At 71.7% G+C, this 19,260-nt stretch carries 21 protein-coding genes; 9 read left to right on the top strand and 12 right to left on the bottom strand.

Annotated elements, in window-relative coordinates; genetic code table 11:
- The first annotated feature begins 20 nt into the window (after positions 1-20).
- The 3 genes from EDD26_RS03470 to EDD26_RS03460 all read left to right on the top strand — a co-directional run bounded on the left by EDD26_RS03470 (position 21) and on the right by EDD26_RS03460 (position 3,369).
- Entirely contained in the window at positions 21-878 is an 858-nt protein-coding gene (locus tag EDD26_RS03470) for a hypothetical protein (RefSeq protein WP_148058682.1), read from the top strand.
- A 116-nt stretch (positions 879-994) separates the two neighbouring features.
- Positions 995-1,759, top strand: coding sequence for an SDR family NAD(P)-dependent oxidoreductase (locus EDD26_RS03465; RefSeq protein WP_123696424.1), 765 nt, complete (start codon positions 995-997; stop codon positions 1,757-1,759).
- A 131-nt stretch (positions 1,760-1,890) separates the two neighbouring features.
- Positions 1,891-3,369 carry an amino acid permease gene (locus tag EDD26_RS03460; RefSeq protein ID WP_245989733.1) on the top strand — a complete coding sequence of 493 codons (1,479 nt, stop codon included), beginning with the start codon at positions 1,891-1,893 and terminating at the stop codon, positions 3,367-3,369.
- Between the two features lie 62 nt (positions 3,370-3,431).
- Here EDD26_RS03460 and EDD26_RS03455 read toward each other — a convergent pair whose 3' ends face one another.
- From EDD26_RS03455 to EDD26_RS03430, 6 genes are all read right to left on the bottom strand, one after another.
- The gene (locus tag EDD26_RS03455; RefSeq protein ID WP_245989732.1) at positions 3,432-4,124 is read right to left on the bottom strand and encodes a DUF4396 domain-containing protein; all 693 of its coding nucleotides are present in this window, start codon (positions 4,122-4,124) and stop codon (positions 3,432-3,434) included.
- A gap of 57 nt (positions 4,125-4,181) precedes the next feature.
- Complete coding sequence (locus EDD26_RS03450) at positions 4,182-4,373, bottom strand: helix-turn-helix transcriptional regulator (RefSeq protein WP_123696423.1); 192 nt, start codon at positions 4,371-4,373, stop codon at positions 4,182-4,184.
- The gene (locus EDD26_RS03445; protein ID WP_123696422.1) at positions 4,373-4,843 is read right to left on the bottom strand and encodes a hypothetical protein; all 471 of its coding nucleotides are present in this window, start codon (positions 4,841-4,843) and stop codon (positions 4,373-4,375) included. The genes EDD26_RS03450 and EDD26_RS03445 overlap by 1 nt, the downstream gene beginning before the upstream one ends.
- A 156-nt stretch (positions 4,844-4,999) precedes the next feature.
- On the bottom strand, positions 5,000-5,716 hold the full coding sequence (locus tag EDD26_RS03440; protein ID WP_245989731.1) for a GOLPH3/VPS74 family protein: 717 nt from the start codon (positions 5,714-5,716) through the stop codon (positions 5,000-5,002).
- Between the two features lie 31 nt (positions 5,717-5,747).
- Entirely contained in the window at positions 5,748-6,320 is a 573-nt protein-coding gene (locus EDD26_RS03435) for a small multidrug efflux protein (RefSeq protein ID WP_123696421.1), read from the bottom strand.
- 172 nt (positions 6,321-6,492) lie between these two features.
- Entirely contained in the window at positions 6,493-7,263 is a 771-nt protein-coding gene (locus tag EDD26_RS03430) for a MerR family transcriptional regulator (RefSeq protein WP_123696420.1), read from the bottom strand.
- Positions 7,264-7,406: 143 nt separating this feature from the next.
- Between EDD26_RS03430 and EDD26_RS03425 the strand changes: the two genes are divergently transcribed.
- The 5 genes from EDD26_RS03425 (at position 7,407) to EDD26_RS03405 (ending at position 10,693) form a co-directional block, all read left to right on the top strand.
- Complete coding sequence (locus EDD26_RS03425; protein ID WP_123696419.1) at positions 7,407-7,820, top strand: TIGR03618 family F420-dependent PPOX class oxidoreductase; 414 nt, start codon at positions 7,407-7,409, stop codon at positions 7,818-7,820.
- A 98-nt stretch (positions 7,821-7,918) separates the two neighbouring features.
- Positions 7,919-8,392, top strand: coding sequence for a transporter substrate-binding domain-containing protein (locus tag EDD26_RS03420; RefSeq protein ID WP_123698424.1), 474 nt, complete (start codon positions 7,919-7,921; stop codon positions 8,390-8,392).
- Entirely contained in the window at positions 8,389-9,387 is a 999-nt protein-coding gene (locus EDD26_RS03415) for a cation efflux transmembrane domain-containing protein (protein ID WP_123696418.1), read from the top strand. Before EDD26_RS03420 ends, EDD26_RS03415 begins: the two co-directional genes overlap by 4 nt.
- A gap of 86 nt (positions 9,388-9,473) precedes the next feature.
- A complete protein-coding gene (locus tag EDD26_RS03410; RefSeq protein ID WP_123696417.1) occupies positions 9,474-9,983 on the top strand; it encodes an HNH endonuclease in 510 nt (169 codons plus the stop codon).
- Positions 9,984-10,009: 26 nt separating this feature from the next.
- The gene (locus tag EDD26_RS03405; RefSeq protein WP_123696416.1) at positions 10,010-10,693 is read left to right on the top strand and encodes a DNA alkylation repair protein; all 684 of its coding nucleotides are present in this window, start codon (positions 10,010-10,012) and stop codon (positions 10,691-10,693) included.
- Between the two features lie 9 nt (positions 10,694-10,702).
- Here the strand turns inward: EDD26_RS03405 and EDD26_RS03400 are convergent, their stop codons facing one another.
- The 6 genes from EDD26_RS03400 to EDD26_RS03375 form a co-directional block, all read right to left on the bottom strand.
- Positions 10,703-11,683: a glycosyltransferase family 2 protein gene (locus EDD26_RS03400; protein WP_123696415.1), complete on the bottom strand. Its 981-nt coding sequence runs from the start codon at positions 11,681-11,683 to the stop codon at positions 10,703-10,705.
- Between the two features lie 27 nt (positions 11,684-11,710).
- Positions 11,711-13,009 carry a M18 family aminopeptidase gene (locus tag EDD26_RS03395; protein WP_123696414.1) on the bottom strand — a complete coding sequence of 433 codons (1,299 nt, stop codon included), beginning with the start codon at positions 13,007-13,009 and terminating at the stop codon, positions 11,711-11,713.
- A 187-nt stretch (positions 13,010-13,196) separates the two neighbouring features.
- Positions 13,197-14,129: an SDR family oxidoreductase gene (locus EDD26_RS03390; protein WP_123696413.1), complete on the bottom strand. Its 933-nt coding sequence runs from the start codon at positions 14,127-14,129 to the stop codon at positions 13,197-13,199.
- 105 nt (positions 14,130-14,234) lie between these two features.
- Positions 14,235-14,744 carry a LapA family protein gene (locus EDD26_RS03385; RefSeq protein WP_123696412.1) on the bottom strand — a complete coding sequence of 170 codons (510 nt, stop codon included), beginning with the start codon at positions 14,742-14,744 and terminating at the stop codon, positions 14,235-14,237.
- Positions 14,745-14,827: 83 nt separating this feature from the next.
- Positions 14,828-15,052, bottom strand: coding sequence for a putative acetyltransferase (locus tag EDD26_RS03380; RefSeq protein ID WP_123696411.1), 225 nt, complete (start codon positions 15,050-15,052; stop codon positions 14,828-14,830).
- 50 nt (positions 15,053-15,102) lie between these two features.
- Positions 15,103-16,623 (bottom strand): SDR family oxidoreductase, encoded by a 1,521-nt coding sequence (locus tag EDD26_RS03375; RefSeq protein WP_123698423.1) that lies wholly within the window; start codon positions 16,621-16,623, stop codon positions 15,103-15,105.
- Positions 16,624-16,697: 74 nt separating this feature from the next.
- Here EDD26_RS03375 and EDD26_RS03370 point away from each other — a divergent pair, with 74 nt between their 5' ends.
- The gene (locus tag EDD26_RS03370) at positions 16,698-19,199 is read left to right on the top strand and encodes a DEAD/DEAH box helicase (RefSeq protein WP_123696410.1); all 2,502 of its coding nucleotides are present in this window, start codon (positions 16,698-16,700) and stop codon (positions 19,197-19,199) included.
- Positions 19,200-19,260: the final 61 nt, after the last annotated feature.

The raw sequence follows: 19,260 nt of genomic DNA, 5'->3' as shown, positions 1-19,260 counted from the left end.
TCGGCATCGTGGGGAGCAGAGTGAACAGTCCCGAGCCTTCCGGCAGGTCCTCGGAAGAGTTAGCAACTCTCGTCGGAGATATACCGCGACGGCTCCAGGAGGCTGGCGTCAACCTCAGCCCGGCGGTTCCTTCGGCGATTCGCTCCCCCGACATCTTCTTTACGGCCGAGGCCGTGAGTGTCGAGCAAGTCATCGGGACGATCGCGCAAGCACAAGCGCGCATGGTGTTCCTCGAGTCGACGACCTTCGACTCCGCTCTCCTCGTCGAGCCGTCGGAGCTCGAGTACGACGAGGTCATGGATGTCATCGCGCGCGCTGCAGCGCGCGACGGGGACCTGAGCGACGTCAGGCTGACTTGGGCTGTGGACGGTCTGCTCTGCGTGTGGTCGTGCACGGCGGGATGGAGCGACCGACTCAGTGACGACGCCGAAGAGGCTGCGATCCGCGCTCGGGATGGGCAACGGGAAGACTTCGAGCTGGAGTCACGCGAGCGCGTTCGCGAGGCCGCGCGCTTGCGCGAGATGCTACTTGCGGATCCAACATTCCGCCTCGCAACGGTGAACAAGCGAACAGCGGTTGCCAAAGCGGTGCTTGCCGCGCACGGCGAGAACCTAGACAGTGTCTTCAGCGAGCGCTTGTTCATGAGTGCTCTGCGTCAGCAAGCGAGCATCGCATCCGAGCATCAGGAGATGCTCCTGCAGGAACGTGCCGATGAGATTGCGGCAGAGCTGCGCTCGCGAGAGCCCCGGCTTTCGTTCGCGACGAAAGCGCAGCAGCTTGCAGGGGCAGCGCAGTACCTCTCCTCCATGGCGGATGGATGGATGCTGTCGTCGCAGTTCATCGATCGGATCAGACGACTCGCATTCGACATCGGCTAACCCAGCAGGCTTCGGCGTCGCGCGTCCTCAAGCGACGAAGCCCATGTGCGCTCCGATGAAGGCGAGGTACTCAGTGTGGGCTGAATGCCGATGCGGCGCGGACGTAACCTGAGAGCATGCTCAACCCCGAAGCACCAGAGCAGTCGCGCGTCGCGCTCGTCACCGGCGCGACCTCGGGCATCGGCGTCGAGATCGCCCGCCGGCTCGTCGAGGATGGGCTCCGGGTCGTCATCAGCGGGCGCTCGCGCGAGCGGGCTGAGTCGGTCGCCGACGACATCGGCGCACGATTCATCGCCGCCGACCTGACTGCACCGGGGGCCGCCGACGAGCTCGTCGCCGCCACCGTCGCCGCCGAGGGTCGCCTCGACGTGCTCGTCAACAACGCCGCCAGCGACCACACCGGCTGGCTGCTCGACACCCCCGCCGATGAGGTGCGCACGACGTTCGAGACCAACGTCTTCGCCGCGATCGCCTGCCTGCAGGCGGCAGGCAGGGCGATGCGCGACGCCGGCCGCGGCGGCTCGATCATCAACATCACGTCGCGCCTCGCGAGCATCGGCGTGCCGACGATGAGCGTCTACAGCGCGAGCAAGGGCGCGATGCTCGCGCTCACGACCGCGGCTGCCGTCGAGCTCGCGCCGCACGACATCCGGGTGAACGCCGTGGCGCCCGGGATGACGCGCACGCCGCTCTACGAATCGTGGGTCGCGGAGCAGGACGACCCGGCAGCGACGGAGCAGCGCGTGGCCGCGGCGATCCCGCTGCAGCGCATCGCGACGCCGCAGGATGTGGCCGCGACGGTCGCATTCCTGGCGAGCCCGGGTGCGGCCTACATCACCGGCACGTCCATCCCGGTCGACGGCGGCTACCTGGCGCAATAGGAGGAATCGTCACCATTCGTGATGTTTCAGCCTCGTGACGTATCGCCGATCACGCTCGATCAGATATGTACGATCAGGTGTCGCCGCCGCAGATGCTGCTCGCGGCCCACCCCATCAGAAGGAGCGATCCCTTGGCACGCGACCCCATCACCGGCTCGAGCGCCAGCTCGCCGTACGACAACCCCGTCTCGCCGGAGACCTCCGCCGGTCAGATCGTCGGCAAGAAGCTGAAGTCGCGGCACGTCACGATGATCGCCCTCGGCGGCATCATCGGCGCGAGCCTCTTCGTCGGCTCGGCCAACATCATCATCGCGGCCGGCCCCGCGGCCACGCTCTCGTACCTCGCCGGCGGCATGATCGTCTTCCTCGCCATGCGGATGCTCGGCGAGATGGCCGCTGCGCGCCCGGCCGTCGGCTCCTTCATGGAGTACGCCCGCGTCGGCCTCGGCGACTGGGCGGCCTACATCGTCGGCTGGCTCTACTGGTACTTCTGGGTCGGCGTCATCGCCTACGAGGCCGTCGTCGGCGGCGGCATGATCGCCGAGTGGTTCCCCGCCGTGCCCGCATGGGTCGGCTCGCTCGTGCTGCTCGCGATCTTCGTCACCACCAACCTCGTGTCGCTCCGCTCCTTCGGCGAGACCGAGTTCTGGCTGGCGAGCATCAAGGTCGTCGCGATCGTCGTCTTCCTCGCCGCCGGCCTGCTCTTCGCGTTCGGGCTGTGGCCCGGCTCCTCGATCTCGATCCCGAACCTCTGGGAGCACGGCGGCTTCATGCCCAACGGCTTCGGCGTCGTCATCTCGTCGATCGCGCTCGTGCTCTTCGCTTACTTCGGCGCGGAGATCGCCGTCATGGCGGCGGCCGAGTCGGAGGACCCGGCGAAGGGCATCCGCCAGGCGGCCAACACCGTCATCTGGCGCGTGATGCTCTTCTACGTCGGCGCGGTGCTCATCATCGTGACGGTCGTGCCGTGGAACCAGCTGCCCACGCCCGACGAGATCGCGCCGTTCGCCTACGTCTTCAGCCTGCTCGGCATCCCCGGCGCCGAGGCGATCATGACGCTCGTCATCTTCACCGCCGTCATCTCGGTGCTGAACTCGGGCACCTACTCGGCCTCGCGGATGTTCGCCGCGCTGTCGGAGCAGCGGCTCGCCCCGGCGATCATGTCGAAGCGCTCGAAGCGGGGCGTGCCCGTCTTCGCGGTGCTCGCCTCCACCGCTGGCGGCCTGGTCGCGACGCTCGTGAACTTCATCGCGCCGAGCTCCGGCATCTACGACTTCATCATGAACTCCACCGGCCTCGTGGCGCTCTTCGTCTTCGTCTTCATCGCGGTGACGCAGTGGCGCCTGCGCCTCGCGATGACGCCGGAGCAGTGCGCGGCGCTCACGCTCAAGGTGTGGATGTTCCCGGTGCTCAACGTGCTGCTCATCGCGGCGGCGATCGGCATCGTCTTCATCATGCTCGGCACGGATTCGGGACGCGCGCAGGTGCTGACGAGCTTCATCGCCGTCGGCGCGCTCGCCATCTTCTGGCCGATCGTGCGCAAGAACCTGCGCCGCGCGCGGGCCGAGGGCGTGATCGAGCCGGAGCCAGAGCCGACACCGATCGGCTGATCAGCTGACCGGACGAAGGGGGAGGGGCGGATGCCCCTCCCCCTTCTCGTTGCGGCGTGGGCCTACCCGTGCGCTCCCATCCCGCCGCCGAGCGTCGCGGCAGCCGCAACGAGCAGGCCGCCGAGCATGAAGCTCACAATGACGCCGACGAGGAAGCCGGACGACAGGTCCGGGATGAAGCGACGGGCGCCCACCGCGGGCTGGGCGCCGTGGTGGTACTGATGGGTCAGCGCGTGCCCCTTCCCGCGCTGCAGCAGCACGCGATTGACGGGATAGGCGGCGAAGAACGCGACGGTGAGCGCGATCATCATCCCGATCCAGAAGACGGGATTGACGAGCCCCGCGTCCATCGCGCCAGGGATCAGGGCCATCACTCCGTTGTCGACGAGCTCCATGGTCGCGATCGAGAGCGTGTCCGCAGCGAGCACGACGCCCAGGGCTGTGCCGAGCGAGAGGCCGGCCTTGAGGAGCGGCAGGGTCGAGAGCGCGTAGCCGAAGAGGAACGCGAGGCCCACCGCGAGCACGACGGTCCACAGCGCCGACAGACCGATCGCGGTGCCGATGACGAGCCCCAGGATCTCGCCGATCGCGCATCCGGTCAGGCAGTGGAGCGTCGCGCTGGCCGCCATCCGGTTGATGCCGCCCGCGCCGGCGTGCTCGTGCTCGTGGCTCACCTCGCTCGAGGCGACGTGCTCCCCTTGGTGCTCCGCATGGTGCTCCCCGTGGTGCTGTCCGTGGTCGTGATCCATCGCCATGTCGGTACGGTCGCACCTGCGGGAGCGCGCGTCAACGCGCCGGGGGCCGGATGCGCGTCACTCGGGCGAGAAGAGATCCTCGATGCGGCACTCGAAGACGGCGGCGAGCCGGAACGCCACCGGCAGCGATGGGTCGAAGCGACCCTTCTCGATCGAGATGACCGTCTGGCGGGAGACGCCCAGCTCGTCGGCCAACCGCTGCTGCGACCAGCCGCGCGCCTGACGCCGCTCCGGCAGCGCGTTGCGCATCAGGCGCCCGCGCGCTTCGCGAGCAGGTAGCGCACGGCGAAGTCCAGTGCGATGAGCACCGAGAGCCCGAGCAGCAGCATGCCGGTGTCGACCTGCACGCGGGTGATCGAGAAGACCGCGGCGGCGAGGCCGACCGTGACGAACACGTCGAGGAAGGCGCTGCGGGCTGCGGAGTCGTACCAGGCCGACTCGACCGAGTCCTCGGGGCGCTCCACCGCATCCGGCAGGCTCGAGCGGTCGACGAGCACCGCCCACGCGAGCGCGGAGGTGACGGGCAGAGTGACGAGTGCCATCACGGTGAACCGGAGGCCCGCCGCACCCGGCTCGCCGAGCAGCGCGAAGCCGACGCCGAGTCCGGCGGCGAGCGCCGCCCCGATGAGCACCGCGACCAGGATCAGGGCGGCGCTGCCTCCGCCGAAGCGAGCACGGCCGAAGCGCGCGGGGGTGCGGGACGAGGAGGACCTGGTCACGGGATGCCTTCCGGAGGAGCGGTCGATGTCAAGGTCGCTTGACTGGTGCTGCCAGCGTAGAGACAAGCGACCTTGACTGTCAAGCGTGCTTGACGTGCGGGGGCGGCCTGGTCGGCGGACGCATCGCCGGCGACCGTCGACGCGTCGGGGCCGGCGCTACGCGCGCGGCAGCACCGCTGCGGCCACGACCACGTTGTTCACGACGATCGCCGTCATGGTGCGCGCGACCGCGTGCGCGGCGGCATCCGCGCCCCAGTCGCCCTGCTCGAGCTGCTTCGCACGCTCGATCACCGGGGTGTCCCACGGGATCTCGCGGTGGAGCTGCGGCAGCACGCCGCTCGCCGACACCAGCGCGGTCAGCGCCGCGAAGCGCGGGGTCGGATCGGCCCCGTCGACGAGCACTGCGCGCACGGCGGCCAGTAGCGCGGCGCGACGGTCGCCGCCGTCACCCAGGAGCACATCCGTCGTGAACAGGCCGAGCGACCTGCGCTGCCCGCGCTTGATGTCGCCGTGCTCGATGAGCCGCTCCAGCACCGGTGCGCGCAGGGTCGGGCCGATGGCGGCGAGCACCGTCTGGACGCCGCGCGGCCGCTGCGCCACGTACTCCCACGCCGTGCGCAGCAGCACGTCCACCGGAGGGTTGGCGGCCACCGCACCGACGCGTGCGGCTCGCGTCGACTCGTCTGCGCGCACGTGGTCGCCGAGCGCGAGCTCGGCCAGCACCGCGCCCGCGAGGGCGTAGAAGAGCGTGCCCTCGCCGGCGATGTGGCCGGTGCCGGAACGCCTTCCGGATCCTGGCTGGAACAGCAGCAGCATCAGGTCTTCGGCGAGGGTCGGGTCGGCAGGCTGATCCTGGTCGTTCGATGGGCGCACACGAGTTCCTCTCGGGGTCGGTGTGGATGCGTCAGGCCAGCAGCGCCGAGACGGCGAGCCAGGCGGCGACGGTGGTGAGCGTGGTCCACAGCACGATCGCGATGGCCTGCCACAGCAGCACCCAGCCGCGGGGCACGCCGGAGGCGACGAGCGTCGCGGCGGTGAAGTGCGTCGGGATCGCGAGCGGCCCGAGCAGGCTCGCGCCCGGCACGCCGAAGCGCACGAGCCAGCGCTTCAGGCGCTGCTTGCCCTTCGATTCCGGCTTCGCCGGCCCGGCGGGCTGGTCGTCCTCCAGGGTCATGACGGCGCCAGCCTCGCCGCCGGCGAACGTGGCGCCGGATCGAGCGCCGCGCCGCGCCGTCAGGGTCTCCCGCGTGCGGGAGGTGAGCATGACGACGGCGAGCACGGCGAGGAGGTTGCCGGTCGCGGCGGCGATGCCCGCCACGATCGGATGGATGCCGCCGACGATGCCGATCGGCGAACCGCCCTCACCCTCGATGAAGGGGATCATGCCGGCGAGCATGACGATGAAGGGCTGCAGCAGCTCGGGCACAGCGGCCACGAGCTCCTGGAAGCCGATGACGAGGTCTTCGATCGGGTTCACGGTGCTCCTTGAGTGAGATCAGGCGCCGAGATCTCGGCGCTGAACCCAGTAGGCACTGTGTTCCCACCACAGGGTCAAGCGCGCCCGCGGCGGTGGGCCCGCGGGCGAGCGCTCGACCCTGTCGGAGACAGGTGAGCGAGGCGCAGGGCGGTGAGCGAGGCGCAGGCGGGGTTCAGGAGCCGGGCTCGTCCTCCGCGTCGTCGTCGGCCGGGTCGGCCTGCTGCAACCGCGATCGCGCGATCGCGTCGCTGCGGGCGAGCACGTCGAGCTGCGCCGGGTTGTAGAGCTCGACGACGGCGCTGACGAAGGCCTCCGTCGTCGCCTCGGCGCTGTGCCGCGACCGAGCGACGGGATCGAGCACCCAGGGGTAGTCGCGCATGTGCTGCTCCATGGCCGGGGCGAGCGCCTCGGCGACGCGCTGGCGGGTCGCGTCGTCGGCATCCGGCCCCAGCGCGTTGAACGCCGCCTCCGCGCTGTCACCGACCTCCGCCTCGACCATGCGGCGCAGATCCGCGATGGCGTCCTCGTCGTACAGCTGCGCGTAGAGATGGAGCATCGAGCTGTCGGCGGATGACAGCTGTGCCGAGACCGACTCGAAGCCGCGCGGGCCGTCAGCGGGCCCGTTGCCGGCGAGGATGGCCGCGATGTCCTGGCGCGCCCGCTGCAGCTGCTCGATCTGCTCGGCGAGGTGCGCGTCGACTGCGAGCAGTGCCTCAGGCGTGCGCTCGACCTCGCTGCTGATCCCCGAGATCTGCGCGAGCGGGACACCGAGCTCGACGAGGCGCCGGATGCGCAGCAGCCGCACCACGTGCTGCACGCCGTACTGCTTGTAGCCGTTGACGGTGCGCTCCGGCAGCTCGAGCAGCCCGAGCCGGTGGTAGTGCCGCACCGTGTTGACGGTCGTGCCGGTGAGGTCGGCGAGCTGGCGCGTGCTCCAGGCCATCGGATGTCTCCCTCGCAGGTGCTGGCTCGACCCTAGTCACCGCTGCGGATGGCGGGGAGGCTTCCACGTCCGGCCGAGGCGCGCTCGCTAGCCTGACTGGCGCGGGCGGGACGGGCCGCGCGCTGACGAGGGGACCGCATCCGATGCAGGCATGGACCGACATCGCCCACCACTTCTCGACGACGGCCGTCGCGCACCTCGCGACGCTCCAGCCGGACGGCGCGCCGCAGGTCGTGCCGCTGTGGATCGACCGGCACGGCGACGACGAGCTGGTGTTCTTCACGATCGCCGGCTCGCGCAAGGACCGGAACATCGGCCGCGATCCTCGCGTCGCCGTCTCGATCACCGCACCGGACGACGCCTACGTGATGGCCACGGTGCGCGGCGAGGTCACGGCTCGCATCGACGGCGAGGAGGGCATGGCGATCGTCGATCGGCTCTCCGTGAAGTACACGGGGGAGCCGTACGCGGAGCGGGAGGGCTTCGTCGCGTTCGTGATCCGTCCGCGGAAGTGGTCGGCAGTCGACTACGGCGCGGCCGACTCGACCGGGAGCTAGCGGCCTCGGGCTCGCCGCTCCGAGGCTCCCGCGGGCACTAGGCAGTCCCGCGTGAAACACGCAGGGCGGCTGGATGCTGCTTCGCTATGGTCGGCCGCATGGGGAGGTTCCTGAGGTCGACGGGCGCGATCGCCCTGGCGGTGACGGTGCTGACGGGATGCGCGACCGTGCCCGCGGACCCCGACGGCACGCTCGAGCGCGTCCAGGGCGGGGTCCTGCGCGTTGGCGTCACCGAGAACGCGCCGTGGGTCGAGCTGAGCGACGGCGGCGACCCCTCTGGCACCGAGCCTGCGCTCATCCTCGAGTTCGCCGAGCGGCTCGACGCGGAGGTCGAGTGGACCCCGGGCAGCGAGGCGACGCTCGCGGAGGCGCTCGAGGCGGGCGAGCTCGACCTCGTCATCGGCGGCTTCGTCGAGGACACGCCCTGGACGGAGTTCGGCGCCTCCACCCGCCCCTACGTCGAGGCCGGCACCGCCGAGGGGAACGACAAGCACGTGATGCTCGCGCCGCTCGGCGAGAACGCCTTCCTCGTCGCGCTCGAGACCTTCCTCGACGAGCAGGCCGTCTCGTGAACCCGCGCTTCGGCCGCACCGAGCTGCCCGAGCGTCAGGCGAAGGCGCTGCGCAAGGCCATCCGGTTCGAGTGGGGCACGCTCGCGTTCCTCGCGGTCGCGATCACGATGGTCTACCTCGTGATGGGCAGCTCGCAGGCGATGAAGGCCGCCTGGATCGAAGACCTGCTCTCGCTCGCCCCGCCGATCGCGTTCCTGCTCGCGGTGCGGCTCGTGAACAAGACGCCGAACCCGAAGTACCCCTACGGCTACCACCGGTCCGTCGGCGTCGCGCACCTCGTCGCCGGGGTCGCGCTCTTCACCATGGGCGCGTTCCTCATCTACGACTCGGCGACGGGCCTCATCACCGCCGAGCATCCGCCGATCGGCTCGGTCGTGCTCTTCGGGCAGACCGTCTGGCTCGGCTGGCTGATGATGGGCGCGATGGCGCTCACCATCCCGCTGCCGATCTACTTCGGCCGGGTCAAGATGCGGCTCGCCGAGGAGCTGCACGACAAGGTGCTCTACGCCGACGCCGACATGAACAAGGCCGACTGGATGACCGCGGCTGGCTCGATCGTGGGCGTCGCAGGCATCGGGCTCGGCCTCTGGTGGACCGACGCGGCGGCCGCGCTCTTCATCGCCGCGAGCATCCTCTCGGACGGCTTCAAGAACATGAAGGCGGCCATCACCGACCTCATGGACACCCGCGCGACCACCTTCGACGACGGCCGGCCGCATCCGGATGCGGCCAAGGTCGACGCCTACCTCGAGAGCCTGCCGTGGGTCGCGCGGGCAGGCTCCCGGGTGCGCGACCAGGGGCACGTGTTCCACGTCGAGGCGTTCGTCGTGCCGCACCGAGGCATGATGCCGACGCTGACCGAGCTGCTCGACGCGCGCGACGGCTGCATCGACCTGGACTGGAAGGTGCAGGACATCGTGCTCGTGCCGATCGACGAGCTGCCGGAGGAGGTCGGCGGGCCCGACCGCAGCAGGCAGTCGGAGCGGAACCGGTAGGTCGCGCGAGCAAGCCTCATCTTCGTGCAGAATCGAGGCACGGAGCTGTTCGGCTGGCGGCCGAGCACCCGTGACGGAGGTGCTCCATGGACGTCCTACTGCGCGCGCTCGAGGGCGCGCTCGCGATGCTGCAGCCGGCCCTGCCGTGGCTCGTTCCGCTGCTCGTCGCCGTCGCGGTGCTGCGATTCCCGATGCCCGGACGGGGCCCGGGCTTCGCTCGTCGCGATCCGTGGCGCACCTTCCGGTTCGGCCCCAGGGCGACCGTGATGGAGCGGGCCGCCAGGCGATGCGAGAGCGCCGCCTTCATCGCCTGGGGCCGGTGCGATGCGCCCGCCACCGAGGTCGATCACGTCTTCCCCTGGTCGCGCGGCGGCCCCACGGTCGAGAGCAACGGGCAGGCGCTGTGCCGCGGCCACAACCGCTCGAAGGGCGCGATGCGACCGCCGTGGTGGTACGTGCTCGGCCTCGAGCGTCGCCGCCGATCGTACTTCCCGGCGGGCGCCGACGTGCGCGTCTTCGCCGTGATGAGCGACGACGACCGCGCGGCGCGGACGGTGCCGCGCGTGCCCGAGCGTCGCAGCCGCATGCGCTCCTAGGCTGAGCGGGACACGAGGAGGTCGTGATGTCGGAGACCGTGCCGGACCTGCTGGCGGAGCTCGCCGCGCTCGACGACCCGCGCGCTCGCGAGGTGAACGAGCGCCACGGCGACGACCACGGCGTCAACCTCGGCAAGCTGCGCGCGATCGCGAAGCGGTTGAAGACGCAGCATGAGCTCGCGGTCGCGCTGTGGGCGACAGACGAGACCGCCGCGCGGCTGCTCGCGCTGCTCATCTGCCGGCCGAAGGCCTACTCGCGCGACGAGCTCGACCGCATGCTGCGCGAGGCGCGCGCGCCGAAGGTGCACGACTGGCTCGTGAACTACGTCGTGAAGAAGCACCCGGAGGCCGAGGCGCTGCGGCTGCGGTGGGTCGACGACGCGGATCCGGTGGTCGCGAGCGCCGGATGGGCGCTGACGAGCGAGCGGGTCGCCAAGCGACCAGAGGGGCTCGACCTCGACGGGCTGCTCGACACGATCGAGGCCGAGATGCGCGAGGCGCCCGACCGGCTGCAGTGGGCGATGAACACGTGCCTCGCGACGATCGGCATCGCGCACCCCGAGCACCGCGCGCGGGCGATCGCGATCGGCGAGCGGCTCGAGGTGCTGAAGGACTACCCGACGCCGCCGAACTGCACGTCGCCGTTCGCGCCGATCTGGATCGAAGAGATCGTGCGGCGGCAGGATGCGGCGGCGCTGCAGGTCGGCTGAGCAGCGCGGTCAGCAGACGGGTCGATCGGCTCCGGGTGTGCCGGAGTGCTCGGCCCGACGCAGCGCCCGCCTCGACGACGCCGCGTAGCGCAGCCGACCGCCGGCATACGGCACCCCTCCGGCCGCGCGCCAGGCGAGCGCGATCCACGCCGTGACCGCCCGCTCGGCCACCCACGCCGGCGCCCACAGCGCGGCGGTCGGCGCGTACACCCGCCGACCGCCGGCGACGCGTCGTCCGCGCTCGGCGATGGCGACGGCGGCAACCGCCCAGGCGAGGTAGGCGCGCGGCGCCCTGGCCTGCAGCAGCAGGGCGGGCAGCAGCGCGAGCTCGGCCGTGAGCCGCCAGGGCTGCGCCTGCGAGTCGTACGCCTGCCGCCCGCGCTGCGACCGGAAGTGCCGTGCACTCGGCGGCCGGCGTTCGACGAAGAGGTCCCGCGCCCGCTCGACCGTCCCGCCGCGCGCCGCGACCATGCGCAGCAGCTCGAGGTTCTCGAACAGCACGTCGCCGCGGTAGCCGCCGGCCGCGAGCGCTCGCCGCACCGCGACCGTGCCGGCGTAGTCGGCGCCGATCGCGCGGTTGAGCAGCGACCTCGCCGTGTCCCACCGCGCGTGCCAGGGCAGCGGCCGGAAGTGGTTCTGCGGCATGACGATGCCGGCGCGGTCCAGCCGGCGGACCACCTCCGCGAGCCCGCGCTCGTCGTAGCGGACGTCGTCGTCGGCGATCACGATGCGGTCTCGCCGCGTCGCGCGGATGCCGGTCAGCACCCCCGCCACCTTGCCGTTCGGGCATGGCGGCCCCTCCGGCGGGATGTGGCGCACCAGCCCAGACCACGCCGCATCATGCTCGGCGAACACGGGCGCGTCGGAGCCATCGACGACCACGACATTCGCCCACGCGCGCAGGCGTGCGAGGTAGGCGGTCAGCTCCTCCAGCTCGCGCCGCGACGTGTCGGCGTCCCACCGCAGCGGGAGGATGTAGTCGACCCGCATCCGCCGCTCGCTCCCGTGGTCCGGCGGTCAGTCCGCCGCAGTGAAGAACGTGCCGGCGACCTTGGCGAGGTCGTGGAGGTCGCTCACGCCCGCGAGCTCGCGGGCCGAGTGCATCGACAGGATCGGGATGCCGACGTCGACCGTGCGGATGCCGAGCCGCGTCGCCGTGATCGGCCCGATCGTAGAGCCGCACGGCACCGCGTTGTTCGAGACGAACGGCTGGCTCGTCACGCCGGCCTCGTCGCACCACGCCTGCCACGCGGCGGCACCCGCGCCGTCGGTCGCGTAGCGCTGGTTCGCGTTGATCTTCAGGATCGGGCCGGAGCCGAGCACCGGCCGCACCCGCGGGTCGTGCTTCTCGGCGTAGTTCGGATGCACCGAGTGGCCGACGTCGCTCGAGACGCACCACGACGCCGCGAGCGCGCGCATCCGCTCCTCACGGCTCGCGCCGAGCGCGAGGCCGATGCGCTCGAGGACGTCCTCGAGGAACGGGCCGGCCGCGCCGGAGCGGGTCGCCGAGCCGATCTCCTCGTGGTCGAACACCGCGAGCACCGGGATGTGCGCGGCGTCGAAGCCATCGGCGGCCGTGGCGAGCGCGACCGTGCCGGCGTGCACGCTCGCGAGGTCGTCGAGCCGCCCGGCGGCGAAGAAGGCGTCGTCCTTGCCGAACACCGCGCCGCGGGCGCTGTCGGCCGTGACGAGGTCGAAGCCACGGATGCGGGCGGCGTCGACGCCACTCGACGCGGCGACCTCGGCCAGCAGGTCCGCCGACTCGGGCGAGCCGAGCCCCCAGACCGGCTGCGTGTGCGCCTGCTTGTCGAGTGTCAGCCCGTCGTTGGCGCCGCGGTCGAGGTGGATGGCCAGCTGCGGGAGCCGGAGCAGCGGCCCGGAGTCGGCGAGCACGTGGCTGCCGTCGTCGAGCACCAGCCGGCCGGCGAGGCGCAGCTCGCGGTCGAGCCACGAGTTGAGCAGCGGGCCGCCGTAGACCTCGACGCCCGCCTGCAGCCAGCCGAGCCGGCCGGTGGACGGCTGCGGCTTGAGCTTGAATCCGGGGGAGTCGCTGTGCGCGCCGAACACCCGCACGGGCGTCGTGGCGCTCGCGGATGCGGGCACGATCCACGCGATGACGGCGCCGTCGCGCACCACCAGGTAGCGGCCGGCGGCCTCGGGCCACGCATCCGCCTCGTCGAGCGCCGCGAAGCCGGCGTCCTGCAGGCGCCGGGCGACCTCGGCGGCCGCGTGGTAGCTCGACGGCGACGCGTCGACGAACGATGCGAGGTCGTCGGCGTGGGCGCGGGCGGTGTCGGACGCGGATGCTGCGGGCACGAAGGGACCTCCTGGGCGACGGGCTCCGATCGTATCGAGCCCGCTCGGGCGCTCGACCGGTCCGCTCGCCCGCTCACGACCGAGCGCTGTCGATCTCAACGGAGCGATTGGTAGCAGGAGGCGATAGTGCCCTCGCGCGACCACCCGCTCCGTTGAGATCCTGCGCAGCGGGCGAGGCGGAGGGCGGTCAGCGGACGTCGACGGATGCGCGGATGTAGTCGGAGGCCGTGCGCGGCTCGATGCCGGCCGCGCGCAGCGGTGCGTCGTCCGCCGTGCTCGGGTGGGTGTCGCTGAAGAGCGCCATCGCGAGCATCGACGCGAGCGCGGGCTTCATGTTCCACAATGCCCGCGACGCGAGGTCGAGCACCCCGCGTGGCACGTGCCGCACGCGCAGCTCCCGCCCGGCCGCCGCGGCGAACGCTGCCACGACCTCGTTGCGGGTGAGCGCCTCCGGCCCGCCCACCTCGACCACACGAGGCGGGTCGTCGACGGTCGCGAGGTGCGCGCAGAGCGCCGCGAGGTCGTCGGCCGCGATGTAGCGGTGCGCAGCCTGCCCGCGCCCGTAGACGACCGCCTTGCCGTTGCCCGGGTCGATGCCCGAGAGCGGCTCGAGCCAGATCTCCATGAGCATGTCGCTGCGCACCACGACGCTCCGCATCGGCGACGCCGCAAGCGCCTGCTCGGCGTGCCACTTCGCCTCGGTGAGCGGCGCGAGGCGCTCGAGCCCCCGGCCCATCCCGGCCGCCGAGACGAACACGAACCGCCGCACGCCCGCCTCGCTCGCCGCCCGGATGAGGTCGAGGTTGCCGGCGAGGTCGACATCCGCGATCGTGAGGTCCTTGTCGCCGTCGAGGATGCGGCTGACCGCGTTCGCAGAGGTGACGACGGTGTCGACGCCCGCGAGCGCGGCGCGCACGCTCGTCGGGCCGCGGAGGTCGCCGCGCGCGATCGTGACGCCGGATGCCTGCAGGGCCGACGCATCCGTGTCGGGGCGGACGAACGCCCGCACGGCCTGCTCCGCCTCGACGAGGTGCTCGACGATCCGGCTGCCCAGCAGCCCCGTGGCTCCGCAGACCAGGATCATGACGGCTCCCTCTGCGCCGGAGCCGGTCGTGCTCACGACCCGCCGCAGCCCCGACGGTGTGCGCCGAACGCTACTCCCGCGCGCGACCGCCGGACAGGCGAATCTTCTGCAACTCTGCTGGGCCCGCGCCGAGAGCCCGCGCTAGCGGATCGCGCGCTTGATGGTCTCGCGCTCCTTCTCGAGCTTGCGCACGCGACGGCTCAGCTTGAAGAGGCGCACCGAGCCGAGCAGCGCGGCGATGAGCACGCCCGCGATCGCCGCGAAGAGCATCGCGACGCCCAGCGGCAGGTTGAACGCGAAGCCGAAGTAGGCGAAGTCGGCGGGCACGTTGTTCTGCAGGATGAAGATGAGCAGCAGCACGAGGATGAGCGTGCCGAGGATCAGCGCGATCCACGTGCCACCGGTCACGCCCTGCCGCTGGTGCGAGTCGAGCGAGGGGTCGAGCGTCACGCGCTTCGGCTCGACGGCGGTGGGCGCGGCCTGCGTGCTCGCGTCGCGCGTCGTCGCGCTGCGGTCTGTCGAGGTGTCGGACGCGGTCGCTCCGTCGCGCTGCGCGCGGTCGTCGAGTCGCTCGGTCTCGGCGCGATCGGGGATGCCGTCGCCGTCGGCGTCGGCGCGACGCGCTGCGTTGGGGTCGTCGTACTGGGACATGACGCTCTCCTTGCTCGCGGACTGCTGCGGGGTACACGCTAGCCCCGCCCGCCTGGGATCCCGCGGTGGATTGCGCCGCGGGGCTAGCGCGGGCGCCGCTCCGGCGCCGGCGGCACGGTCTTCGCCGCCACGATGTCGGCGATCGCGATGACGACCTCGCCGCGACGGGTCGCGACCGTGCACGTCGCTGGGCCGACGGCGACCAGGTCGCCGAGCGCATCCGTGGCGCCGTGCGAGTCGCCGTGCAGCCGGTAGCGCACGACCACGCGCGTGCCGGGCGGCAGCGCCCGCAGCTCGGCGGGCGTCATCGAGTCGCGGTCACGTCGTCACCAGGACCTGCGCTCACCACGACCTGCGCTCACCAGGAGCCGGGCGCGTAGTCCTTGAGGAAGACGCCGAAGAGGTCCTCGCCCGCCTCGCCGCGCACGATCGGGTCGTAGACGCGGGCGGCGCCGTCGACGAGGTCGAGCGGGGCGTGGAAGCCCTCCTCGGCGAGCCGCACCTTCGTGAAGTGCGGCCGCTCGTCGGTGATCCAGCCCGTGTCGACGGCGGTCATGAGGATGCCGTCGCTCTCGAACATCTCGCGTGCGCTCGTGCGGGTGAGCATGTTGAGCGCGGCCTTCGCCATGTTCGTGTGCGGGTGGCCGGGGCCCTTGTAGCCGCGGCCGAAGACGCCCTCCATCGCCGACACGTTCACGACGTAGGTGCGCCGGGCGCTCGACGCGGCGAGCGACGGCCGCAGTCGCGAGACCAGCAGGAACGGCGCCGTCATGTTGGCGAGCTGCACCTCGAGCATCTCGAGCGGCTCGACCTGGTCGACGTGCTGCGTCCACGAGTTGACGTGCTCCTCGTCGGGCACGAGTCCGCCGGCGTCGATCGCGGTGCCGGCCGCGAGCCGCTCGAGCGAGCTCGAGCCCGCCGCCATCGCCTCGGCGGTGAGCTCGTCGGCGGTGCGGGCGGTGCTCGCGAGCACCGGGTGCGCGGCGACGGATGCGGTGAGCGAGAGCGGATGCGCGTCGTTCGTGTGCCCGAAGGTCACGAGCTCGGGCAGCGGGCCGCCGTTCGGCCCGGCGGCGGGCAGCGGCTCGAGCTCGGCCTCGACGAGCGGCGCGTAGGCGCCCGCGGAGCGGCGGACGGTCTGCGCGGCGTTGTTGATCAGGATGTCGAGCGGACCTGCGGCAGCGACTTCCTCGGCGAGCCCGATCACCTGCGCGGGGTCGCGCAGGTCGATGCCGACAACCTTGAGGCGGTGCAGCCACTCCGCAGAGTCGGGGAGCGACGAGAAGCGGCGCACCGCATCCCGCGGGAACCGCGTCGTGATCGTCGTGTGGGCACCGTCGCGCAGCAGCCGCAGCGCGATGTGCATGCCGATCTTCGCCCGGCCGCCGGTGAGCAGCGCACGCTTGCCGGTGAGGTCGGTGCGGGCGTCGCGCTTCGCGTGGCTCGTGGCCGCACAGGCAGGGCAGAGCTGGTGGTAGAAGGCGTCCACGAGCGTGTACTGCTGCTTGCAGATGTAGCAGCCGCGCGACTTGATGAGCGTGCCCGCGGTGGGCGCCGCGGCACGCGTCGCGAGCGGGATGCCGCGCGTCTCGTCGTCGATGCGGTCGGGGGCGCCGGTCGCGGTCGCGGCGACGACGGCACGGTCGGCGGCCTGGATGCGCGCGTGCTTCGCCTTGCGGCTCGCGAGCTTGACCTCCTTGAACATGTTCGCGGTCGCCTGCCGCACCGCGACGTAGTGCGGGTCGTCGCGGTCCATGCTGTGGAGCGTCTCGAGCACGCGGAGGGTCGTGGCGACGTCGGCGGCGTCGAGCGTCGCGGGCGCCGCTTCCGCTGCTGCGTCGGCTGCCGCATCGGGCGACGCGGGCTGGTCTGCGGGCACGCCGGACGGGTCCGAATGATGGGGGAGCACAGGAGATTCTACCGAGCGGCGCGTGGTGCGGGAGGATCGACGGGATGAGCCTCCTCGACCACGCGCCAGCGACCTGGGATTCCGACGCCGCGTTCGAGGCGTTCGCCGCCTGGTCGGCCGAGCGCGGACTGCCGCTCTACCCGGCGCAGGAGGAGGCGCTCATGGAGATCGTCAGCGGCGCCAACCTCATCCTCTCGACGCCCACCGGCACGGGGAAGTCGCTCGTCGCGGCCGGCGCGCACTTCGCCGCGCTCGCGCAGGGCAAGCGCACCTTCTACACGGCGCCCATCAAGGCGCTCGTGAGCGAGAAGTTCTTCGCGCTCGTCGAGATCTTCGGTGCCGAGAAGGTCGGCATGGTGACGGGCGACTCCTCGGTGAACGCGGATGCGCCGATCATCTGCTGCACCGCGGAGATCCTCGCGAACCTGGCGCTGCGCAACGGCGACGCAGCCGACGTCGACCAGGTCGTCATGGACGAGTTCCACTTCTACGGCGACCCGCAGCGCGGCTGGGCATGGCAGGTGCCGTTGCTGACGCTGCCGCACGTGCAGTTCGTGCTGATGTCGGCGACGCTCGGCGACGTGACCCGCATCGCCGACGACCTCAGTCGCCGCACCGGCCGCGAGACCGCGGTCGTCACCGGCGTCGAGCGGCCCGTGCCGCTCTCGTACGAGTACGCCATGACGCCCGTGCACGAGACGATCGAGGAGCTGCTCTCCACCCAGCGCGCGCCGGTCTACATCGTGCACTTCTCGCAGGCGGCGGCGCTCGAGCGCGCGCAGGCGCTCACCTCGGTGAAGATCATCAGCCGCGAGCAGCGCGACCAGATCGCCGACGCGATCGGCGAGTTCCGCTTCACGACGCGCTTCGGGCAGACGCTGTCGCGGCTCGTCCGCTCGGGCATCGGCGTGCACCACGCCGGCATGCTGCCGAAGTATCGGCGGCTCGTCGAGCAGCTCGCCCAGAAGGGGCTGCTGCGCGTCATCTGCGGCACCGACACCCTCGGCGTCGGCATCAACGTGCCCATCCGCACGGTGCTGCTCACCGGGCTGACGAAGTTCGACGGCACCCGGATGCGCCAGCTCTCGGCGCGCGAGTTCCACCAGATCGCGGGCCGCGCGGGCCGCGCCGGCTACGACACCGCCGGCACGGTCGTGGCGCAGGCGCCCGAGCACGAGGCCGACAACGCGAAGATGCTCGCGAAGGCGGGCGACGACCCCAAGAAGCGCCGCAAGCTCGTGCGCAAGAAGGCGCCCGAGGGCTTCGTCTCGTGGGGTCAGCCGTCGTTCGAGAAGCTCATCGCCGCCGAGCCCGAGCCGCTCACCTCGCACATGCAGGTGAGCCACTCGATGCTGCTCAACGTCATCGGCCGCGGTGGTGACGCGTTCGCCGAGATGCGCGAGCTCATCGCCTCCTCGCACGAGTCGTGGCGGTCGCAGCTGACGCTGGAGCGCCGGGCGCTCGCGATCTACCGCACGCTGCGCACCGCGGGCGTCGTCGAGCAGCACGCCGATTCGCACGGCGGTCCCGACCGCATCCGCCTCACCGTCGACCTGCAGCCGAACTTCGCCCTCAACCAGCCGCTGTCGCCGTTCGCGCTCGCGGTCATCGACATGCTCGACCCGGCTGACCCGACGCATCCGCTCGACGTCATCTCGGTGATCGAGTCGACGCTCGACGACCCGCGGCCGATCCTGTCGCAGCAGCAGTTCCTCGCGCGAGGCGAGGCGGTCGCGGCGATGAAGGCCGACGGCATCGAGTACGACCAGCGCATGGAGCTGCTCGAGGCGGTCACGCACCCGAAGCCGCTCGACGAGCTGCTCACCGAGGCGCTCGCGGTCTTCGCATCGTCGCAGCCGTGGGTGTCGGACTTCGCGCTGTCGCCGAAGTCGGTGGTGCGCGACATGTGGGAGCGGGCGATGACGTTCGCCGACTACGTGCAGCACTACGCGCTCGCCCGCAGCGAGGGGCTCGTGCTGCGGTACCTGTCGGATGCGTACCGCGCGATCCGCCAGACGGTGCCGGACGAGGCCAAGACCGACGAGCTGCTCGACCTCATCGAGTGGCTCGGCGAGGTCGTGCGGCAGGTCGACTCGAGCCTGCTCGACGAGTGGGAGGAGCTCATGCATCCCGCCGCGCCCGGCGAGGCGCCGATCGCGCCGCCGCCGCCGCCCTCGGTGGTCGCGAACCCGCGGGCGTTCCGGGTGCTCGTGCGCAACGAGCTGTTCCGGCGCGTGCAGCTCGCCGCGCTCGACAAGCACGAGGAGCTGGGCGAGCTCGACGCGGCCGCGGGCTTCGGCGCCGATGCCTGGGGCGAGGCGCTCGACGCCTACTACGAGGAGCACGGGTCGATCGGCACCGGGGCGGACGCGCGCAGCGCCCGGATGCTGCAGATCGACGAGGGCCCGTCCGTCTGGGAGGCGCAGCAGATCCTCGCCGACCCGGCCGGCGACCACGACTGGCGCATCTGGGCGTCGATCGACCTCGCCGCATCCGCGGAGGCCGGCACCGCCGTCGTGCGCGTCACCCGCGTCGGTCGCCTCTGATCCTCAACGTCGCGGGTGGTTGCGCGAGGCTGTGAGGGCGATGCGCGACCACTGGCGACGT

The organism is Agrococcus jenensis, assembly GCF_003752465.1.
Lineage (GTDB): Bacteria > Actinomycetota > Actinomycetes > Actinomycetales > Microbacteriaceae > Agrococcus > Agrococcus jenensis.
This window is presented reverse-complemented; position numbering and strand designations above follow the sequence as displayed.